The organism is Mucilaginibacter sp. SG564, from assembly GCF_013149275.1.
Lineage (GTDB): Bacteria > Bacteroidota > Bacteroidia > Sphingobacteriales > Sphingobacteriaceae > Mucilaginibacter.
In genome coordinates, this window is record NZ_JABGNA010000001.1 from 491,602 (window position 1) to 508,468 (window position 16,867).

Consider the following 16,867-nt stretch of genomic DNA (forward strand, 5'->3'; position numbering starts at 1 on the left):
TTTACGCGAAGCTTAGTTTACGTTTGTCCCTGATGAGGATATACAGAAATACCGGTGCGCCAATTAAGGCGGTGATCACCCCGATGGGTAGTTCAATAGGTGCTATCAGGGTTCTGGATATAATATCGGCTACAATAAGGGTCAGCGCCCCAAGCAGGGCCGATGCCGGTATAACGTGTTTATTATCAACACCCAGTACCAGCCGTACAATGTGCGGTACCAGTAAGCCCATGAAATTGATGATGCCGGTAAGTGATACCGCCGCTCCGATGGCCATAGTGGATAGCAGAATAACCCTGCGCTTGGTTTTATTGACATCAAGACCCAGGTGACCGGCCTGCATCTCGCCCAGGGCAAAAGCATTCAGGGCCTTGCCCGATGCCGGTAACAAAAGAACAGGGATCAATACAAAAGGCGCAAGGCAGGTTACAGTTTGCCAGGTAGCACCGCCCAGACTGCCCAGCATCCAAAAGGTAATATTGCGTAACTGCTGTTCACTGGATAAATAGGTGATGAGACCCGTAAGTGCCCCGGCAAGCGCATTGATAGCAATGCCTGCCAACAACATGGTAGCTACATTGGGTTTGCCGTTGTGTTTTGATATCTGGTAAATGAGCAGTGCCGTAATACCCGCGCCCACAAACGCGCCAAAAGCTAAAAGATAATAACCAAAGATATTACTCAGACCGGTTAATAAAGCCCCTTCTAACCCGATAATGGCTACAGCCATCAATGTACCTCCCGCAGATATGCCGATGAGGCCGGGTTCGGCCAGTGGGTTCCGGAAGATGCCCTGAATGGCTGCACCAGATATGCCAAGCGCAGCACCAACCAAAATAGCCAGTAACAGCCTGGGGAACCTTACAATAAAGATAATAACGTTATGCTGTTCATTCACCTGAGCCATGTGGTAAATGCCCAGCTTGTGCAGCATCAACTGAAATACTTCTCCGGCAGGAATAGGCACGGCGCCTAATCCAACCGAAAAAATGCCCGCAATTAAAATACAGATAGATAGAATAATATATATGAGTCCTTTGCGCATGTTATTTCGTCCTGATTCTTGACTCTACAGTTAAATTTTGCTGTGCAATTGTAAAATGGCCTGATCAAGCCTGGTGCTGAAATTGATGAGCAGGTCGGCATCCATTTGTACAATACGTTTGTTTTTGCCCGCATTGGTTTGTGCCATGCCCGGAATTTTCAGGATGCTATCCATTCCACCAAGGCTGCTAAAGCCAAAGTCGAACATCAGGATCACATCGGGATTGGCTTCCACAAGCGCTTCGGTAGTATAAGGCTTAAAATCATTAAAAGAGCTTACCGCATTTTTACCACCGGCAAGACCAATGATAGCATCAATATGTGTGTTTTTACCGGCTACCATCATTACCCCCGGGCCTCGGGCATAAATAAACAGTACTTTGGCGTTTTTAGGCTGTTGTTTTACCAGGGCAAGAGCTTTAGCTACCTTATCTTTGGTTTGCTTGATCAATATATCGCCTTTGGCTGTAGCATTTACTGCCGCGGCAACATCCTTAATAAATTGATAGGTGCCATCTAAGGTGAAAATCTGTTTTATACGCACCAGTTTAATACCCGCGGCATTAATTTGAGATTCAATTTCTTTTGATACCGAACCATCTGGTGCCAACACCACATCCGGACTAAAGGATATTAAGCCCTCAGCGGATACAGAGCGGTTTTTGCTCACCTTGGGAAGCGTATTGACATAAGCAGGGCAGGTGCTCGTAACATCAACAGCAACAATGCTTTTACCCAAACCTAATGCGTCCAAGGTTTCGGTTAAAGCACCATTTAGGGTAACGATACGCTTAGGTTGTGCCTGCGCTTTGGAATGTAATGTAAGCCTGGCTATGAATAGCAGGAGATAAAAATATCTTTTCATGTGTTTGTGCTATATAATTAATTCTCCGGCTCGATAAAGGCGTATTTGAACGTGTAATAGCCCGGGTCACCATCGCCATTTTTGTAATAGTTCAGAATCTCAACCTTAACATATTTACCTGAACTGGTGTGCACAATAATAATACGACCGGGTATAGGAGTGATGCTATGATTGGTCATATCATAAGTGTACCAGCCATTATTACTGCCCCATGGAATTGCTTTTGTTTTCTGGCTGTCTTCCAGGTAACCGTTTGCTGGAGCCTTAAGGATCTTATCAAAAGAAGCATCTTTTAACAATTGAGCGGTTGTATTTCCTTTGCCGCTGGTTCCGCTGTTAACCAGTATTACAGTGCGGGCAAAAACAAAGTCCCAGTCTTTGCCTGTCGTATCTGCACCTTCAACCTTTTGGCCTTTGTCAAAATTGAAATAGATTTTTTGCTTAACCGCATCCTGGTCATTTACCATTTTGAATGTTCTGGTGCTGGTTTGTGCCATGATATGGCTGCCATATAATAGTATGGTTAAAGTCAGGACAAAAACGTTCCTGTAGCATGTGTTCTTTTTCATAACACAAATGAACCTCTTATTTATAATTATTCCAAATAAGGTGATGTTTATTTATGAAATCCGGCTCTTTGTGATTCGGGGCCTATATCTGGTAGTATAAGTCAATGATATTTAATTAAATAATTGATTGTTAATTTATTAATTGTATGAGAAGTAGTATTTGTTTAATTATTTAGGTCTACAATATGGCATCCAGATAGGATAATTACCGAAATAATAGTCCCAAAGTCGTAAAAAATAATCCGAATTCCGGTAACAAAGTATCAAATAAACTAAGCACTTTTGTCTTGTTCTTATTTAGACTGATTAAAAATAAGAAAAGTTAAATGAAATACTTTTTACCACTACTCGTCATGCTCCTGTACATTAATCATATTCAAGCTCAATCATCATCGGCCCAAATACAGGGTACGGTTACTGATGATAAGGGCAATGCGGTTGCAGGAGCGGCGGTTACTATTATACAAACAGGGCAAGGTGGTGCCACTACAGAAAAAGGGAAATATACTATAAGCAATATCACCGCTGGAGTTTATCATATCAGGGTAAATGCTATCGGATACCGATCCATGGTGGTTAAGGCCATATTGAAGACAAATGAGCATCTGGTTTTACCTATCAGCGTAGAATCGGATATGAATATGTTGAATGAGGTAAACATCAACGCTAAAAAATATAATCCCGATAACCTTATTGATCTGCAGCGTACGCCAATGCCATCTATGGTGGTCACACGCAAGCAAATTGAGCAAATGGGCAGCCGACGTTTAGATGAGGTGCTGAAAGAGCAAACCGGCCTGGCCATTGTAAATGATATTGGCTCTGGCGCAAGAGCCATTGGTTTGCAGATGCAGGGCTTTGATAGCGGTTATACCATGATATTGATAGACGGCCAACCCATGACGGGCCGTAACTCGGGTAATTTTGATCTGTCGCGCATTACAGTGGCCAATATCGAAAGGATAGAGATCATCAAAGGAGCTTCTTCATGTTTATTTGGGAGCGATGCGATGGCTGGCGTAGTTAATATAGTAACACGTCAGCACGTATCGCAAAGCCAGGGAATGGCAGGTGTACGGTACGGAACCTTCAATACCGTTGATGCCAATCTGGAAGGCGAAAGTCCCTTTGCCAATGGTAAAGGCTCGGGATATATAGCTGGAAATTATTATCGAACTGACGGCTTTAATGCCAATCCTTATCTATCAGAGGGAAAAACCGTACCACCATATACCAGCTATACCATACAAGGGCGTGCAAAATATATGTTGAGTACGGTTAACACCCTCAATTTTACCGGCAGGTTTGCATCACGCCATTCTGTAAATGATAAATCATATACCGGTAGTCCAACAACAGATAAACTGGATGAGGACGATCTGAACGGATCGGTAGTATTGAATACCAACTTAAGCAGTGGCCTGCGCATTAAATCGCAGTATTATCTTACCCGCTATGCTACCGGGCAAAACATTACTGATCTTACCTCAAACCAGGTAACCCCGGGCAATAATTTTACGCAGTATCTGCACCGCGGTGAAGTACAGGCATCTAAAATGTGGTTTAATTCCTTAAGGGTTACCAGCGGTATAGGCACGCAGTATGAAACCATGGATAATGACGCTTTCCCTGGCGGCAAACATCAGCAAAATTCCTTCTTGTACAGCCAGGGCGATTGGAAAGTAAGCAATAAAGTGGGCGTAATAGGCGGATTCAGGCTGGAGCACCATAGCCGTTATGGCAGCAGTCTTACACCAAGTTTTGGCATCAATTATCAGCCCTTAAAAATGCTGGTTTTAAAAGCAGCCATAGCTACAGGATTTAAAACACCGGACTTCAGGCAGCTATATTTAGTATTTACCAATTTTGCTGGTGGCGGTTATACCGTATTGGGCACCGAGCAATTTGCGGCAGAACTAAAAAAATTGCAGGATGCCGGCGAAATATCAGCTGTTTTTCCTAATGCTTCTAAAGTAAGCGCCTTAAAACCCGAGCGCTCGGTATCATATAGTGCTGGTTTTACATTTACACCTGTTGCCGCGTTCAAGATCGATGTGAACGGCTTTTATAACAACGTTCATAATTTCATCAATACCGATCAGGTGGCTTCCAAAAAAGGGGGGCAGCAGGTATTCACCTATTTTAATATTGATAAGGCATTCCTCTCTGGTCTGGATGTAGGTATGAGCTGGTTGGCCGCCAAGGGCTTAACCATTGCGGCAGGATACCAATTGCTCTATGCCAAAGATCGTGGCGTTGTTGATTCCATAAAGGCGGGCACGGGTAATTACGCTACGGTTTATAACCCTAATACGAGTGAAGAGCGCCGCTCAAAAGTTTCTGATTACTTTGGGTTAACCAACCGTTCGCGCCATATGGCCAATATCAGGTTTAACTATGAATATGAGCCTAAAGGTATCACTGGCACGTTCTGGGTAAACTATCGTGGTAAGTATGGCTTTCAGGAATCAAACCGACCAAATGGCTTTTTAGATCCCTATGATACTTATGTGGCGAGCTTTTTCCTTTTCAACGCATCGGTTCAAAAAACACTGCTCAACAAGCACATGGCCATACAGCTTACGGCCGATAACCTATTTAACTACCGGGATATGCTGATGCCCGGGCAACCTGGCCGTATGATACTGGCCGGATTAAACTACCGGTTCTTTTAACAGATAAGATATATGAAAATGACCAAATACAATTACTTGAAAACACTACTCATTACGGTTGCCTCGGCCTTATTGATCAGTTCATGTACTAAGGAACAAGTAAAACCTCAGCTACAGGATGGCAAAAGCACTGTAGTAAATGATTTGCCCGGCGATGTTGGCAGCACGATCAGCAGCGGTTTCAAAACTTTTTATTTCAGTTTTACTACCAATGCTAAAATTGATAGCGGTCAGAAGAAAAGTTCGCAATGGGATATTTCTTTCGCACGGGAGTACAACTCCTATGTAGGTATAAATAACGGTACTAACGATGCCAGTTTAGGTTTTGGCGGAACAGGAAAAGGCAGCATGGTAGTGGTAAATAAAGCCTATGACCAGGTTACTGAAGCCCCATCAGATAATGTATTTACCTCCGCAGCAATAACTTCTGCAGGTTGGGATAGTGGTAATGGCAGCGGTTGGTATTTCTATGACCTGAAAACCCACCTGGCAGTGCCAGTTAAGAACCGTACTTATGTTTTACGTACTGCGGATGGTAGATATGCCAAACTTGAAATGGTGAGCATGTATAAAGGGGCGCCAGCTGTAGTAACCGATCTGAACTGGCCGGCGCCTTATTTCACCTTCAGGTATTTTGTACAGCAAGATGGCAGCCGCAATCTATCAACCAAAGACTAATTGAATAATTACACCAACATACATATTATCATGCGATCAATCACCCATAATCTCACTAAATGGCTTGGCGTGCTTACCATTGCCGGTATGCTTTTTAGTTCCTGTTCAAAAAGTAACAACCCTGAACCTGACCCAAAAACCGATACACCAGCTGCATCTGGTTCCGTACCTTTTTATAAACTGCAAAGAGTTGAAAATTTTTCGGCTCCTACGGATGACAGCGCTCCTACAACGGCGCCTCCTGTTCTTTATTTCAGTCTTGAAAATAAAGTGCAAGCACCTGCCGACTATCAAAAAACGGCCCGCTGGGATCTATCTTTTTCCAATTTGTATAACAGTTTTATTGGTGCCAATAATGGTAAAGATGCAACAAACCCGGGCTACACAGCCAATGGAGTAGGTGGTATACTCATCTTAAAACAAGCATTTGAAACGGTTACTGATGTTCCGGCTGATAAGGATTTTTCAACCTCCAAAACTTTTGGTACAGATGACCAGGGAGCCTTTGGCGAGGGAACCGGCTGGTATCTGTATGATTTTGGCGGAAACATCAGGGGCGATGGCAGCTATAATAAACAGCATGTGGCTTACGCGATGCCTGAGTCGCGCACATTGGTAGTGCGTACCGCAACGGGTAATTATGCCAAGATCAAAATGATCAGCTGTTATAAAGATGTGCTTACTGCTGATAAATGGTTTCGCGATACACCGCACATGTATTTCACATTTGAGTATGTGATCGTCCCGAAAGGCAGCACCAAGTTTGAAATTAAATAATACTTACACCTGCATATCCCGATGAAATTAAAACTAATACCCTTTTTAATAGCCATTTTGATAACAACTGTTTTCGCTTCATGCAAAAAAACTGTTGAACTGCCTGCACAGCCCCAAAACAAGATCACAGAATATAAGGTAGTTAACCTTACTGATACGGTTATTTATGGCGCTATTGATCAAATTGATAAATCTATCACGGTATATGTACCGTTTTATCTTAACCTCACGGTTATTGATCCTGCTATATCAGTATCGCAAGGAGCAAGTATTGTAGGAAAAGTTGAACCGATACCTATTAGCGCACAAGACGTTAAATATACGGTTAAGGCAGCCGATGGCAGCACCAATATATATACACTTAAAATAGTACAGCAAAATACACCATCATTAACAGTTGACTGGAGTGCTAACGCTACCCTGGAAGTGTCGCCTTTATTACAACTGCCCCCGATTATTGGTGATTTTCAAAGCAGGAACGGCTCTTTGGTGCAGGTTCAAATGACCAATCAAAAAAGCAATAAGGTGGTTACGTTCCCTACGGGGTCTGCTTTTTCCCTTAGCCCTTCAGATAACCTGTATGTATTAAACGGGGTAATATTACCCGCTGATATTGACACCGGATCATACAAGGTTAAGGTTACTTATCTTGGGCATACGTCCGAAATAACACGCCCTATTCATGTTTTTTTTCAACAGCCCAATCTGCTGATACCATCACGTGAAGTAAAGCAGGGAGGCACAATCAGTTTTACCTCATTTAATACTGTATTTGTTGGTTTTAAAGCGGCTTCGGTAACGGTTAATGGTAAAACTTATGATCTGCCTATACAAAGCTACACTTATACCGACATGACGCTGAAGATACCTGATGATTTTCCGGTAGGGGTTTATTATTACACGGCCCAATACAGTTTTCAATTTGATGGCTGGGATGCGGTCAAAAAAATCGGGGCGTTAACGGTAACGGCCAAATAACACATGGTTATCCCACCTGCGTACGAAGGTGATTAACATATATTAATTCAATTCATTTATTAAAATTCAATCTTATTCATCATGAAAAACAATTTTCTAGGCGTTTTAAAATCTGGCGTAGCTGTTGTTGCTATCGCGGTTCTGGCAGTTTCCTGCTCTAAAGACAAAGGCGTTGCCCCTGCAAACAATGATGCTTCGGCAAATTCAAAATTATCTGTTAACGCGGTGCCAACCAGCAATACTTATACAGTAACCGGCACTTATGCCAACCCGGCACAAGGCCCGGCCGGTTATGGTACTATTTATGTAGATCTGGCTACTGGTGCTCAAAGCACAAGCAGTTTTACCGCTGCCGACGTGCTTTTTACAAGTACCAATAACTCGGTTATACAAACCATTTCAGGCTCTACTTTAAAGTATTTGTATGCTCCAACTAAAACATTTGCCTCATTGAAAATTTCTGATTTTGCTGGCATTACCGCAGTCGCAAGCATCGGCAGAAACACTTCAACCGATCCAAATGCTCCTAATGGCTGGTACAACTATGTTCAGCCAGGTGGTGTAACAGCTATCGCTAGCTTTTACATCCTGGTTACTCCCGCGTCTGGCAGCCCATATGCCCTACAAGTTACCGGAGCTACCGGTGATGGTACAACTACCAGCAACAGAGGTGTATACACTATTAAAACCGGTGTAATTAATAACAACTAATTAAATATCGGGGCAAGCCGGTTATCCGGCTTGCCTCTTTACAATTTACCCTAATAAAATAAATATTCGAATAATGATCTACTTTAAATCAGGAAGACTATGTTTCTTGCTATCGTTACTTGCGGCTGTTTTTGTTATATCCTCCTGTAAAAAGGAGTACGTTGAATATCCTTATAACGATATTGAGCGTTTTACCATAAAAGATGCAAATGGTACAGAAATAAAAGCAAGTATTGAAGGATCAGATATTATAGTTTATTATCCTCCTTTTATGGCTGTCCCTGATTTTATCAATCCGCAGATCACTGTTTCTGAAAGGGCGGTTATTGAGCCGGCCTCTGGTGCGCAGGTTGCCTTTAAAACGGGGGTGACTTTTAAAGTAAAGGCACAGGACGGTAGCGTTAAAACCTACAGGCTTAAACCTGCAATAAATCAGCCCAATCCTGCTTTTGAGGTTGGGGATTCACGTTTAGGAGATGTGCTTGTTTTATTCGGCGAATACATGGTGCCCGATACCAGTCGTACAAAATTATATATTGTTGATAAAAACAATAAAGAGACCCAATTGCCGGGTTCTTCCTTTACGGAATTTACGGCATCACGGCTCATAGCTAATATTCCGATATCAATTGATACCGGTTCATACCGGGTTAAGCTTAAAACAGGTAGCCTGATCCAGTTAAAAGGGCCAATCCATATAGCCCCACCTGATTTATCATTGGTGGTGCCTGCAACAATTACTACGGTTAAACGTGGTGGAACCCTTTCCATTACAAGTGATAATGGTTCATTAAAATATTACAAGCAAATATTTGTCAGGGCGACTATGTCCATTGATATTTTCACCGAAAAACCGGTAAATATAGTTAGCATAACCAACGACGAAATAAAATTACAAGTACCGGTTGATTTCCCATTGATCAAGATCGAAAACATTTATCTGTATGATAAAAATGATACGCTATATGGTATAGACAGATCTGGCAATGGAATACAAGTAACAGAATAACACAAACACCTACATATATCTATGAAAACATAGCCTGCATCTTTTGGGATGCGGGCTATAAAGTTAAAGTACCATATGCATATCAAATCAAAAATAGAAGGTTTTGAAGACTGGCTTTTTATAGAAGAACTGCCTGACAACTATAACGTGCAAACGCCATTGGCCGAAAAAAGCATGACCATTAAGCGCCCGCCGGTTAAGCAGTTCTCAAATCATATGATCAGCTCGGGTGGTTTGTTTCTGATGAATGTGCAGATGCAGTTTAATGAGCCTGCCAGTATCCTTTTTGAGATAGAAGGTGAAACTGTAACCTCGCAGTTTATATTTTATGAGCAAAAGCAAGCTTTGGACGATAAACAGCGCACCAAAAAAATGCGGGGAGGAGCAAGGCATAATATTCGTTATATCCCCTCCCTGTCGGGCAGATATGAGTTGTTGCCCGATGTGGTGTACAATTACTTCCTGGTAGTACTGTCGAAAGAATATTATTTTCATTTGATCAACCAAGATTCTTTGCTGCATGCCGATTTTGTACAGGAAATTAAGAATGGAAAATTCACTTCTATATCCGCCCAGGATTTGCTGGTATCGCACGAAATGAGACAAACCATCAATGATATTGTAGAATGCAAAAGAGCCGGTGAACTGAAACGGTTGCATACCGAATCGAAAATATTGGAACTGCTGATGCTTCAGATGGAACAATTGCAGAACGATCAGCATGATGAAGTGCGCAAGTATTCCAACCTTGAGCAGGAAAAGATAGAGCAGGCCCGTGATATTTTGGACCAGGATTTTGCCAACCCGCCCGTATTGCCGGTTTTATCGCGTATGGTATCCCTCAATGAGTTTAAATTGAAGCGTGGTTTTAAGGCATACTTTGGTACAACTATTTATGGCTACGTAACCAGGTTAAAAATGGAGCGTGCCCGGCACTTGCTTGTTGATCAGAAAATGACCATCAGGGAAGTGACCTACGAGGTTGGTTTTAAGCACCAGTCTCATCTGTCCGAAGCTTTTAAAAAGTATTTTGGGATATTGCCTAGTGAGATCAGAAGCTAAAAACTCAGTGTACTCTGCTCAAAAGCAGGGCAATGATCACCGCGATGAAACCGTTGATAGTTTTGTATAAGAAACACGAAGGTATCTTAACGCCTGGGTTATCTGGTTTTCAACCGTACGTTTAGAAATGTTGAGTTTACCCTCTATCTCGTCATTACTTAAATTTTGTACCCGGCTTAACCAGAATATCTCCTGGCAACGGCGGGGTAATCTTTTAATAGCTGCGCCAGTTCTGTCTCAAATGATTCGTAACCCAGTTTGCTGTCGGCGGTGTTGTATACCACCATTTCTTCCATTTCTGCAAACTGCTCCATGTATTCCACACAATTAATTCGTGCAGCTTTCAGATGTTTAAATACGTGGTAACGGGCGGTTACATGTATATAGTTTTGAAAGTTGTTTATTTTAAGGTGTTTAACACACTCTACCATTTATAGCCAGTTAAACTTTCATAAAGTATTTGGTAAGCATGATTTGACCATTTTGGGTGGTGTGCAGCAGGAAGTAGATAATCAGAGTTATGAGTAACATACCTGTCGAGAAGATGAATTTATAAAGAAACATGTTGCTGCGCCATATTGCCGAGCCTATAGTTATCTGCTGCAGTTTTAGCTTTGGTTTCGCTGTTATTTGTTTATAAATTCAAATATTGAATTGAAAAATTCCTGAGGTTGTTTTTGCCATTGCCAATAAGTATATGGCCAATTCCAATCTGTACCATTCAGCTCTCCCTTTGTTATCATGTCGTGCCCGCAATTTTTTACGATAACAATTTTATAATCCACGCCTGCATTTTTCAGGTAGGTTTCCATTTTAATTTTGTTTTCGGCTGGGGGCACTAATACATCTTTTTCCCCAAGAATACTTAACACAGGACATTTTATGTTATTTAAAGCTTCTTTAGGGTCATACCTATTTTTTCTCCACCACAATATGTCGTTCCCTATTTGTGATTGAGGTATATCAAGATTATCTATCCATTTTTTATCTTTTATTTTCGAGGCATAAGCTTTAAGCGCTTCCCAATCTTTTGTATGATTACTCTGAATATATTTGAAAAAAAGTCCCGAATAATGAAGTGCAGAATCAATAGAATGTTTTGAATAACCTTCATCAGTCAACGTATATTGAACACGATTAACATCTTGCTCATAAAGAGAAACAGCGGGACCTACTATTAAAATTGCGAAGCCACAGTTTGAGACTTTATTGGCTGCAAGCGGTGTAATCCATCCTCCCTGGCTTGCGCCAATAAAGCCTATTTTGGTATAATTCAAATCTTTTCTTTCTTTTATATAATTGAACGCGGAAACAGCATCGTCTGCCAGAACATTGAAATCTGCTGATGAAAAATTACCTGTTGATTTACCTGTCCCACGTTTATCATAAAGTAAAACTCCTATACCCTTGCTTGCCAGACTATAAGCTAATGAATGATACCAAGGTGTGTTCCTGTCTTCCCATCCGGATCGATGTACTAAAATCACATAAGGAATAGGTTTCTCTGATTTTTTGGGTTTAAACAAAACTCCTGCAAGGGAAACATCTGCATTAGAAAATTTAATTTCCTCTTCTGAAAAGCTCTTTTTTTTCGCCGCCGTTTTTTTCAGGTGAATCCGGATTTTAGGATTCATATCCTTGCTTATACCTGTTAAATCTCCTGTTTTAGAGTCTAAAAAACAGGAGAAATCGCCATAGAATATTTTTAAATTCAAAGTGTCCTTTCTCAAAGCTATTTTTTCTGTAGTCACATCCCAATAACCAATTTCAGGAATGTCGTAAGTTGTTTTATCTATAGCAAAATCAAAGGAGATTAATTGAACAGATCCATCTCTTGTCAGGGCACCTTCGTAATGTCCTTGTGGTGTTTGGCTGTGCGCGATTTGTGCTATTACAATCAAAATAGCTGTATACATGGTTTTCATTATTGTAAGGTTTATATGTTTGTACGTGTTACTTATTTATATGCTTCCAATAATAATTTGAGGCATAGGCAAATTGCAGCAACAAATAAATATTTCATCTTTTTGGCTTCTTTTAAATGTATTTTAACATACAAACGTTGCAAGAGTGTCAAAATAAACTTTACTCTTCGTCATCACAGTTTCTAATAGGATGGTCTGATTTAACTATTTATCACAATTAGCTAAAAGCGATATTCCAGGTTTAGCGTTTAATTCGAGTTATGTATTTTTAGAGGAAACCTTATATTGATTGATAATGCGCCATTATTTAAGGGCGCATTATTTTTTACCAATTGGGGAATAATATACACGCTTTTAAAACTATTCCTATTGGTTGTATGATGTGTCATATAGGTCATTGGAGATAGCTTTTGGGTGGTCTGAATTTTGTCTTGATCAGCTATACTCTGAAACCTATGTTGATTGATTGCATGATTGTGGATGACGATGAGATGGCTGTTTTTCATCTTCGTAGTCTTATTGACAATACCCCGTTTTTAAACCTGTTATCGTTTTATACCGACCCTAACGAGGGCCTGTTAGCCATAGAAAACCAAAACCCAAGACTGGTTTTTCTGGATATCAATATGCCTGGCCTCAACGGCATTGAACTCGCCCGTATTATTAATGAGCGTATGGGCACCGATGCGCCACGTATTATTTTTACCACAGGTTTTGATCGTTTTGCGATAGAAGGGTACAAAGTAAATGCTTTTGATTATCTGCTTAAGCCAATTGAATATGAGGTGTTTCTGAAAACAATGTATAAAGCTAAAGCAGATCTGGAAGGTAATACGCAATTGCAAATCACAGATTATACAGAGCATGATTTTATTTTTTTACGGGTTGAGTATGAATTAGTAAAGGTTTATTTAAAGCATATACTTTACATTGAAGGATTCAAAGATTATGTAAAAGTTTATGTAACCAATACCGATGGTTATATAAAATCACTCACTACCATGAAAAATCTGGAAGAAAAATTAAAGAGTGGCGCATTTATGAGGGTGCATCGTTCTTTCATCGTTTCGCTGGATAAGATCGATAGTGTTACCCGGAGTACCATCCGATTTGGAAAAATATTGATACCTGTTAGCGAACAGTACCGGGAACCGTTTAAAAAGTTTATCGATAAGTGGTTTTAAGCTTTATCTTCTGGTTTTGAACTTTTGTCGAAAGGATAATAGTATCTGTCGAAACTATTTAACATTCGATTGAAAACTTATTTTATTTGATGCGGATTTGCAATATAACAATGCGTAGCTTTATATAACTATGCACAGGTTATGTATAACTAAACCCATGTTGCAGTTTAGTTATTATTTACCTAATCCTTTAACCTAATTTATAATTCAGATGGAGACAAGCACTTTTTCAAAATTTTCGGCCGAGTTTTTCGGTACACTGGTATTGGTTTTGATGGGCTGTGGCAGCGCGGTGATTGCCGGCGCCAATGGCACAAGTGGTGTTGGTTTGTTGGGTATCTCTTTTGCTTTTGGCTTATCGGTTGTAGCAATGGCTTATGCTATTGGTCACATATCTGGTTGCCACATTAATCCGGCCATTTCTATAGGTATGGTTGTTGCCGGCCGTATGAAAGCAAGTGAAGCGGTTATTTACATTATTGCCCAGGTATTGGGGGCTATTGCCGGCGCTGGTATCTTATTGCTCATAGCATCGGGGAAGGATGGGTATAGCGTAGCCGCTAATGGTTTAGGACAAAATGGATTTGATGCCTTTTCACCGGGGCATTACAATTTATTATCCGGCTTTATTGCCGAAACTGTTTTTACCTTCATCTTCCTGCTGGTAATTTTTGGTTCAACATCTACAAAAAATATACATGGTGGTTTCGCGGGTCTGTCAATAGGTTTAAGCCTGGTGCTTATCCATATCGTAGGTATCATGGTTACCGGTGTATCTGTAAATCCGGCACGTAGCATTGGCCCGGCATTGCTGGTTGGCGGGGCGGCTATCAGCCAGTTATGGTTATTTATTGTGGCTCCCATATTGGGTGCTATATTAAGTGCCGCGGCATGGCGTATCCTGTTGGAAAGAAAATAAAATTCAAATGCATAACCAGGTCGGCATGGCTATTCCTGTTTGACCTGGTTATACCTAAAAATCAATCCAAAATAATATTTCATTTTTTTTCTGCTGTTACTATTACCCAATATTTAACCGTTGGCGGAGTTTTTAAGTGGTATCTACAGCCCGCATAACCATCCATTTTTAGCCTTCTGGTTTTCGTTTACGAGCTATACTTTTATTTAATGGTTTATATTTTAAACTTATTCTCATAAGAAGTTAAAAATATATCTTCCCCGGTTTTAATAAGTGTTATTATTGCCCTTAATTTTTCCATTTAAATATCGGCATCATACTTGCTTAGGTTACTGCTTTAATGAAATCTACATATACTCAAAAAATCTCAAGGAAGATCATGCTGGCGTTTTTGGCATTGATCATTATCCTTGCCATCATCGCGCTTTTTGTACGTAATTCTATTTCCAATAAATTACAGGACCTTTCAAAATTAGCGCACGATGTTGAATATGATCAGTCAAGACCCCAACAAGCCTTGTTATTATTGCATGAGGCCGAAGATGATTTTCAGGAATCGTTATTAAGTGCCGACGACGAAAAAAGTAAAGCATACAAGTTAAAACTCTCACAAGCGTTTGACCTGATAGATACGCTGCTTAGAGATCACAGTAATATACCGGGCTTAAGCGACGAGCAACATCAAAAAGTGCTGTTTTGGCGCGTAAAAAAACTGGAATTATCGGGCAAGTTATATGAGCTTAAGCATAATTTTGATTCCCTGCTTACTGTTTATGCCGATTTTAATGAGGCTACTGGTAAAGAACCGGTTGTTATCACCACGACCACCGGGCCCAAGAAAAAAAATGTAGAGAGTAAATCTGATACCATAAAAAAAGATATTGTTGGTAAAAAGAAGGGCCTTTTCGGACGAATCAAAGACGCTATCGTTAATAAAAACAACAATACATCCTCCAGCATTATCGTGGTTAACCATAGCCGCACAAACTTATTGGTCGATTCGGCAACCCGTAAAGTGGCTTACCGCGATAAAAAGAACTTTAATCAAAAGTTAAAGCAGTTACAGGAGCGGAATATCAAATTACTGGCTACTCAAAAAGATCTGACAGCCCTTAATATTCATATCCGTAACGAGATGGAGAGTATTATAAACGGTGTAAAGGATATCAATTACAATATGGCCAATGAGTTTAAAGGGATGACATTTAAAAGTTACCAGGAAACAACCCGGCTAATCAATAATTTTTATCTGGCGGCTCTTTTCTTAGTACTGATATTTGCTGCGTTGCTCATTGTATTTATCCTTAAACTGGGTGTATCTGAAACCCTGCTACGACAAGAAAACGAGCGTTCGGTCACCATTGCTCAGCAGAAAATGGATCTGCTGCAGCATATGAGCCACGAAATACGTAACCCACTTACCGCTATAAAAGGTTTTCTGTATATATTCAGTCAAACTAATCTTTCGCCACGGCAGGCAGATATGTTGGGCTCCATCAGGCTTTCGTCTGATATGCTGCTGCGTACATTGAATGATACGCTCGATGCCGCTAAAATGGAGAATAGCGAGTTTAAGATAAACCGCGATCCTTTCAACGCTGATTTTGTATTGAAAGAGGTGATAGAGAGCATGGAGTTTAGTGCCACCAAAAAGAAACTCAGCCTGGCATATCATTTTGAAGGCGATAAGGGTGCCCTGATTTTGGGCGATAGTTTCAGGCTTAAACAAGTGATGGTTAATTTGCTAAGTAATGCCATTAAGTACACCGATACAGGCAGTGTTACCGTAAAAGCTTCCCTGGTACAGGTAAATAAAGAAAGCAGGTTGACGGTTGACATCATAGATACGGGTGCAGGTATAAGTACAGAGCAGCAGGCAAACCTTTTTTCTAAATATTACCAAACCAACTCCGCGAAAGGTCAAACAGGTACCGGACTTGGGCTTTATATCTGTAAGCAGTTGGTTCAGTTGCAAAAAGGACAGATCAGTGTAAAAAGTGTGGCCGGAAAGGGGAGCACATTTAGTTTTTATATACCTTATGAGGCGGGCAACCTGGTTGCTGATAAACAAAAAATAGATGATCCGCTATCCTTGCTTAGCGGTATTAGTATCCTTGCTGTAGACGATAACGAGCTTAGTTTAATGTTTCTGAAAATGATGACCAGCAAATGGAATATTAAATTTTATCAGGCCAATAACGGAGAGGCTGCACTGGATATCCTGGCTAAAGAATCCATTACTGTTATTCTAACCGATATCCAGATGCCTGCCATGGATGGTCATGAGCTTATAGCCGCTATCAGGCATTTAAAAGCCCCGTTAAATAAAGTACCGGTTATTGCTATCAGTGGCACCTCAAGACCATCAGATGCTGAAAAGCTTTTCAAAAAAGGGTTTTCAGGTTTTTTAAGCAAACCATTTGCCGAGGCAGAACTGGTACGGCAGATTATCATCGCTTTGAAATTGTGAG

General features: G+C 40.7%; 16 protein-coding genes. 10 read left to right on the top strand and 6 right to left on the bottom strand.

All coding sequences use genetic code 11. From position 1 onward, the window contains the following. Window position 1: 1 nt before the first annotated feature. The 3 genes from FHW89_RS01680 to FHW89_RS01690 are packed head-to-tail and all read right to left on the bottom strand — an operon-like array spanning window position 2 to window position 2,478. Window positions 2-1,045, bottom strand: a complete 1,044-nt coding sequence (locus FHW89_RS01680) for an iron ABC transporter permease (protein ID WP_172333270.1) — start codon at window positions 1,043-1,045, stop codon at window positions 2-4. 30 nt (window positions 1,046-1,075) lie between these two features. Further along, window positions 1,076-1,909 (bottom strand): hemin ABC transporter substrate-binding protein, encoded by an 834-nt coding sequence (locus tag FHW89_RS01685; protein WP_172333271.1) that lies wholly within the window; start codon window positions 1,907-1,909, stop codon window positions 1,076-1,078. A 17-nt stretch (window positions 1,910-1,926) separates the two neighbouring features. Further along, window positions 1,927-2,478 (bottom strand): HmuY family protein, encoded by a 552-nt coding sequence (locus tag FHW89_RS01690; protein WP_172333272.1) that lies wholly within the window; start codon window positions 2,476-2,478, stop codon window positions 1,927-1,929. 326 nt (window positions 2,479-2,804) lie between these two features. Between FHW89_RS01690 and FHW89_RS01695 the strand changes: the two genes are divergently transcribed. From FHW89_RS01695 to FHW89_RS01725, 7 genes are all read left to right on the top strand, one after another. Further along, complete coding sequence (locus tag FHW89_RS01695; RefSeq protein ID WP_172333273.1) at window positions 2,805-5,153, top strand: TonB-dependent receptor; 2,349 nt, start codon at window positions 2,805-2,807, stop codon at window positions 5,151-5,153. A 12-nt stretch (window positions 5,154-5,165) separates the two neighbouring features. Then, a complete protein-coding gene (locus FHW89_RS01700) occupies window positions 5,166-5,831 on the top strand; it encodes an HmuY family protein (RefSeq protein ID WP_253952135.1) in 666 nt (221 codons plus the stop codon). A gap of 30 nt (window positions 5,832-5,861) precedes the next feature. Next, window positions 5,862-6,608, top strand: coding sequence for an HmuY family protein (locus tag FHW89_RS01705; protein ID WP_172333274.1), 747 nt, complete (start codon window positions 5,862-5,864; stop codon window positions 6,606-6,608). Between the two features lie 21 nt (window positions 6,609-6,629). Beyond that, window positions 6,630-7,586, top strand: coding sequence for a hypothetical protein (locus tag FHW89_RS01710; RefSeq protein ID WP_172333275.1), 957 nt, complete (start codon window positions 6,630-6,632; stop codon window positions 7,584-7,586). Between the two features lie 81 nt (window positions 7,587-7,667). Then, window positions 7,668-8,297, top strand: a complete 630-nt coding sequence (locus FHW89_RS01715; RefSeq protein ID WP_172333276.1) for a hypothetical protein — start codon at window positions 7,668-7,670, stop codon at window positions 8,295-8,297. Window positions 8,298-8,370: 73 nt separating this feature from the next. Then, a complete protein-coding gene (locus FHW89_RS01720) occupies window positions 8,371-9,306 on the top strand; it encodes a hypothetical protein (RefSeq protein ID WP_172333277.1) in 936 nt (311 codons plus the stop codon). A gap of 75 nt (window positions 9,307-9,381) precedes the next feature. Beyond that, a complete protein-coding gene (locus FHW89_RS01725) occupies window positions 9,382-10,368 on the top strand; it encodes an AraC family transcriptional regulator (RefSeq protein WP_172333278.1) in 987 nt (328 codons plus the stop codon). 36 nt (window positions 10,369-10,404) lie between these two features. Here FHW89_RS01725 and FHW89_RS29080 read toward each other — a convergent pair whose 3' ends face one another. The 3 genes from FHW89_RS29080 to FHW89_RS01740 all read right to left on the bottom strand — a co-directional run bounded on the left by FHW89_RS29080 (window position 10,405) and on the right by FHW89_RS01740 (window position 12,293). Beyond that, a complete protein-coding gene (locus FHW89_RS29080) occupies window positions 10,405-10,587 on the bottom strand; it encodes a sigma factor-like helix-turn-helix DNA-binding protein (protein WP_172333800.1) in 183 nt (60 codons plus the stop codon). Continuing rightward, entirely contained in the window at window positions 10,545-10,799 is a 255-nt protein-coding gene (locus tag FHW89_RS01735; RefSeq protein WP_172333279.1) for a hypothetical protein, read from the bottom strand. The genes FHW89_RS29080 and FHW89_RS01735 overlap by 43 nt, the downstream gene beginning before the upstream one ends. A 195-nt stretch (window positions 10,800-10,994) precedes the next feature. After that, on the bottom strand, window positions 10,995-12,293 hold the full coding sequence (locus FHW89_RS01740) for a S9 family peptidase (protein ID WP_172333280.1): 1,299 nt from the start codon (window positions 12,291-12,293) through the stop codon (window positions 10,995-10,997). A 455-nt stretch (window positions 12,294-12,748) separates the two neighbouring features. Between FHW89_RS01740 and FHW89_RS01745 the strand changes: the two genes are divergently transcribed. From FHW89_RS01745 to FHW89_RS01755, 3 genes are all read left to right on the top strand, one after another. Continuing rightward, window positions 12,749-13,477: a LytTR family DNA-binding domain-containing protein gene (locus tag FHW89_RS01745; protein ID WP_172333281.1), complete on the top strand. Its 729-nt coding sequence runs from the start codon at window positions 12,749-12,751 to the stop codon at window positions 13,475-13,477. A 211-nt stretch (window positions 13,478-13,688) separates the two neighbouring features. Beyond that, window positions 13,689-14,396, top strand: coding sequence for an aquaporin Z (aqpZ, locus tag FHW89_RS01750; RefSeq protein ID WP_172333282.1), 708 nt, complete (start codon window positions 13,689-13,691; stop codon window positions 14,394-14,396). A 379-nt stretch (window positions 14,397-14,775) separates the two neighbouring features. Beyond that, complete coding sequence (locus FHW89_RS01755; protein WP_253952136.1) at window positions 14,776-16,866, top strand: hybrid sensor histidine kinase/response regulator; 2,091 nt, start codon at window positions 14,776-14,778, stop codon at window positions 16,864-16,866. The last annotated feature ends 1 nt before the right edge of the window (window position 16,867 follow it).

Coding starts and splice junctions, on each gene's coding strand:
- FHW89_RS01695 (WP_172333273.1), top strand. CDS start 2,805: ATGAAATACTTTTTACCACTACTCGTCATGCTCCTGTACATTAATCAT.
- FHW89_RS01755 (WP_253952136.1), top strand. CDS start 14,776: ATGCTGGCGTTTTTGGCATTGATCATTATCCTTGCCATCATCGCGCTT.
- FHW89_RS01680 (WP_172333270.1), bottom strand. CDS start 1,045: ATGCGCAAAGGACTCATATATATTATTCTATCTATCTGTATTTTAATT.
- FHW89_RS01705 (WP_172333274.1), top strand. CDS start 5,862: ATGCGATCAATCACCCATAATCTCACTAAATGGCTTGGCGTGCTTACC.
- FHW89_RS01720 (WP_172333277.1), top strand. CDS start 8,371: ATGATCTACTTTAAATCAGGAAGACTATGTTTCTTGCTATCGTTACTT.
- FHW89_RS01710 (WP_172333275.1), top strand. CDS start 6,630: ATGAAATTAAAACTAATACCCTTTTTAATAGCCATTTTGATAACAACT.
- FHW89_RS01700 (WP_253952135.1), top strand. CDS start 5,166: ATGAAAATGACCAAATACAATTACTTGAAAACACTACTCATTACGGTT.
- FHW89_RS01715 (WP_172333276.1), top strand. CDS start 7,668: ATGAAAAACAATTTTCTAGGCGTTTTAAAATCTGGCGTAGCTGTTGTT.
- FHW89_RS01735 (WP_172333279.1), bottom strand. CDS start 10,799: ATGGTAGAGTGTGTTAAACACCTTAAAATAAACAACTTTCAAAACTAT.
- FHW89_RS01745 (WP_172333281.1), top strand. CDS start 12,749: ATGTTGATTGATTGCATGATTGTGGATGACGATGAGATGGCTGTTTTT.
- FHW89_RS01685 (WP_172333271.1), bottom strand. CDS start 1,909: ATGAAAAGATATTTTTATCTCCTGCTATTCATAGCCAGGCTTACATTA.
- FHW89_RS01740 (WP_172333280.1), bottom strand. CDS start 12,293: ATGAAAACCATGTATACAGCTATTTTGATTGTAATAGCACAAATCGCG.
- FHW89_RS01690 (WP_172333272.1), bottom strand. CDS start 2,478: ATGAAAAAGAACACATGCTACAGGAACGTTTTTGTCCTGACTTTAACC.
- aqpZ (WP_172333282.1), top strand. CDS start 13,689: ATGGAGACAAGCACTTTTTCAAAATTTTCGGCCGAGTTTTTCGGTACA.
- FHW89_RS01725 (WP_172333278.1), top strand. CDS start 9,382: ATGCATATCAAATCAAAAATAGAAGGTTTTGAAGACTGGCTTTTTATA.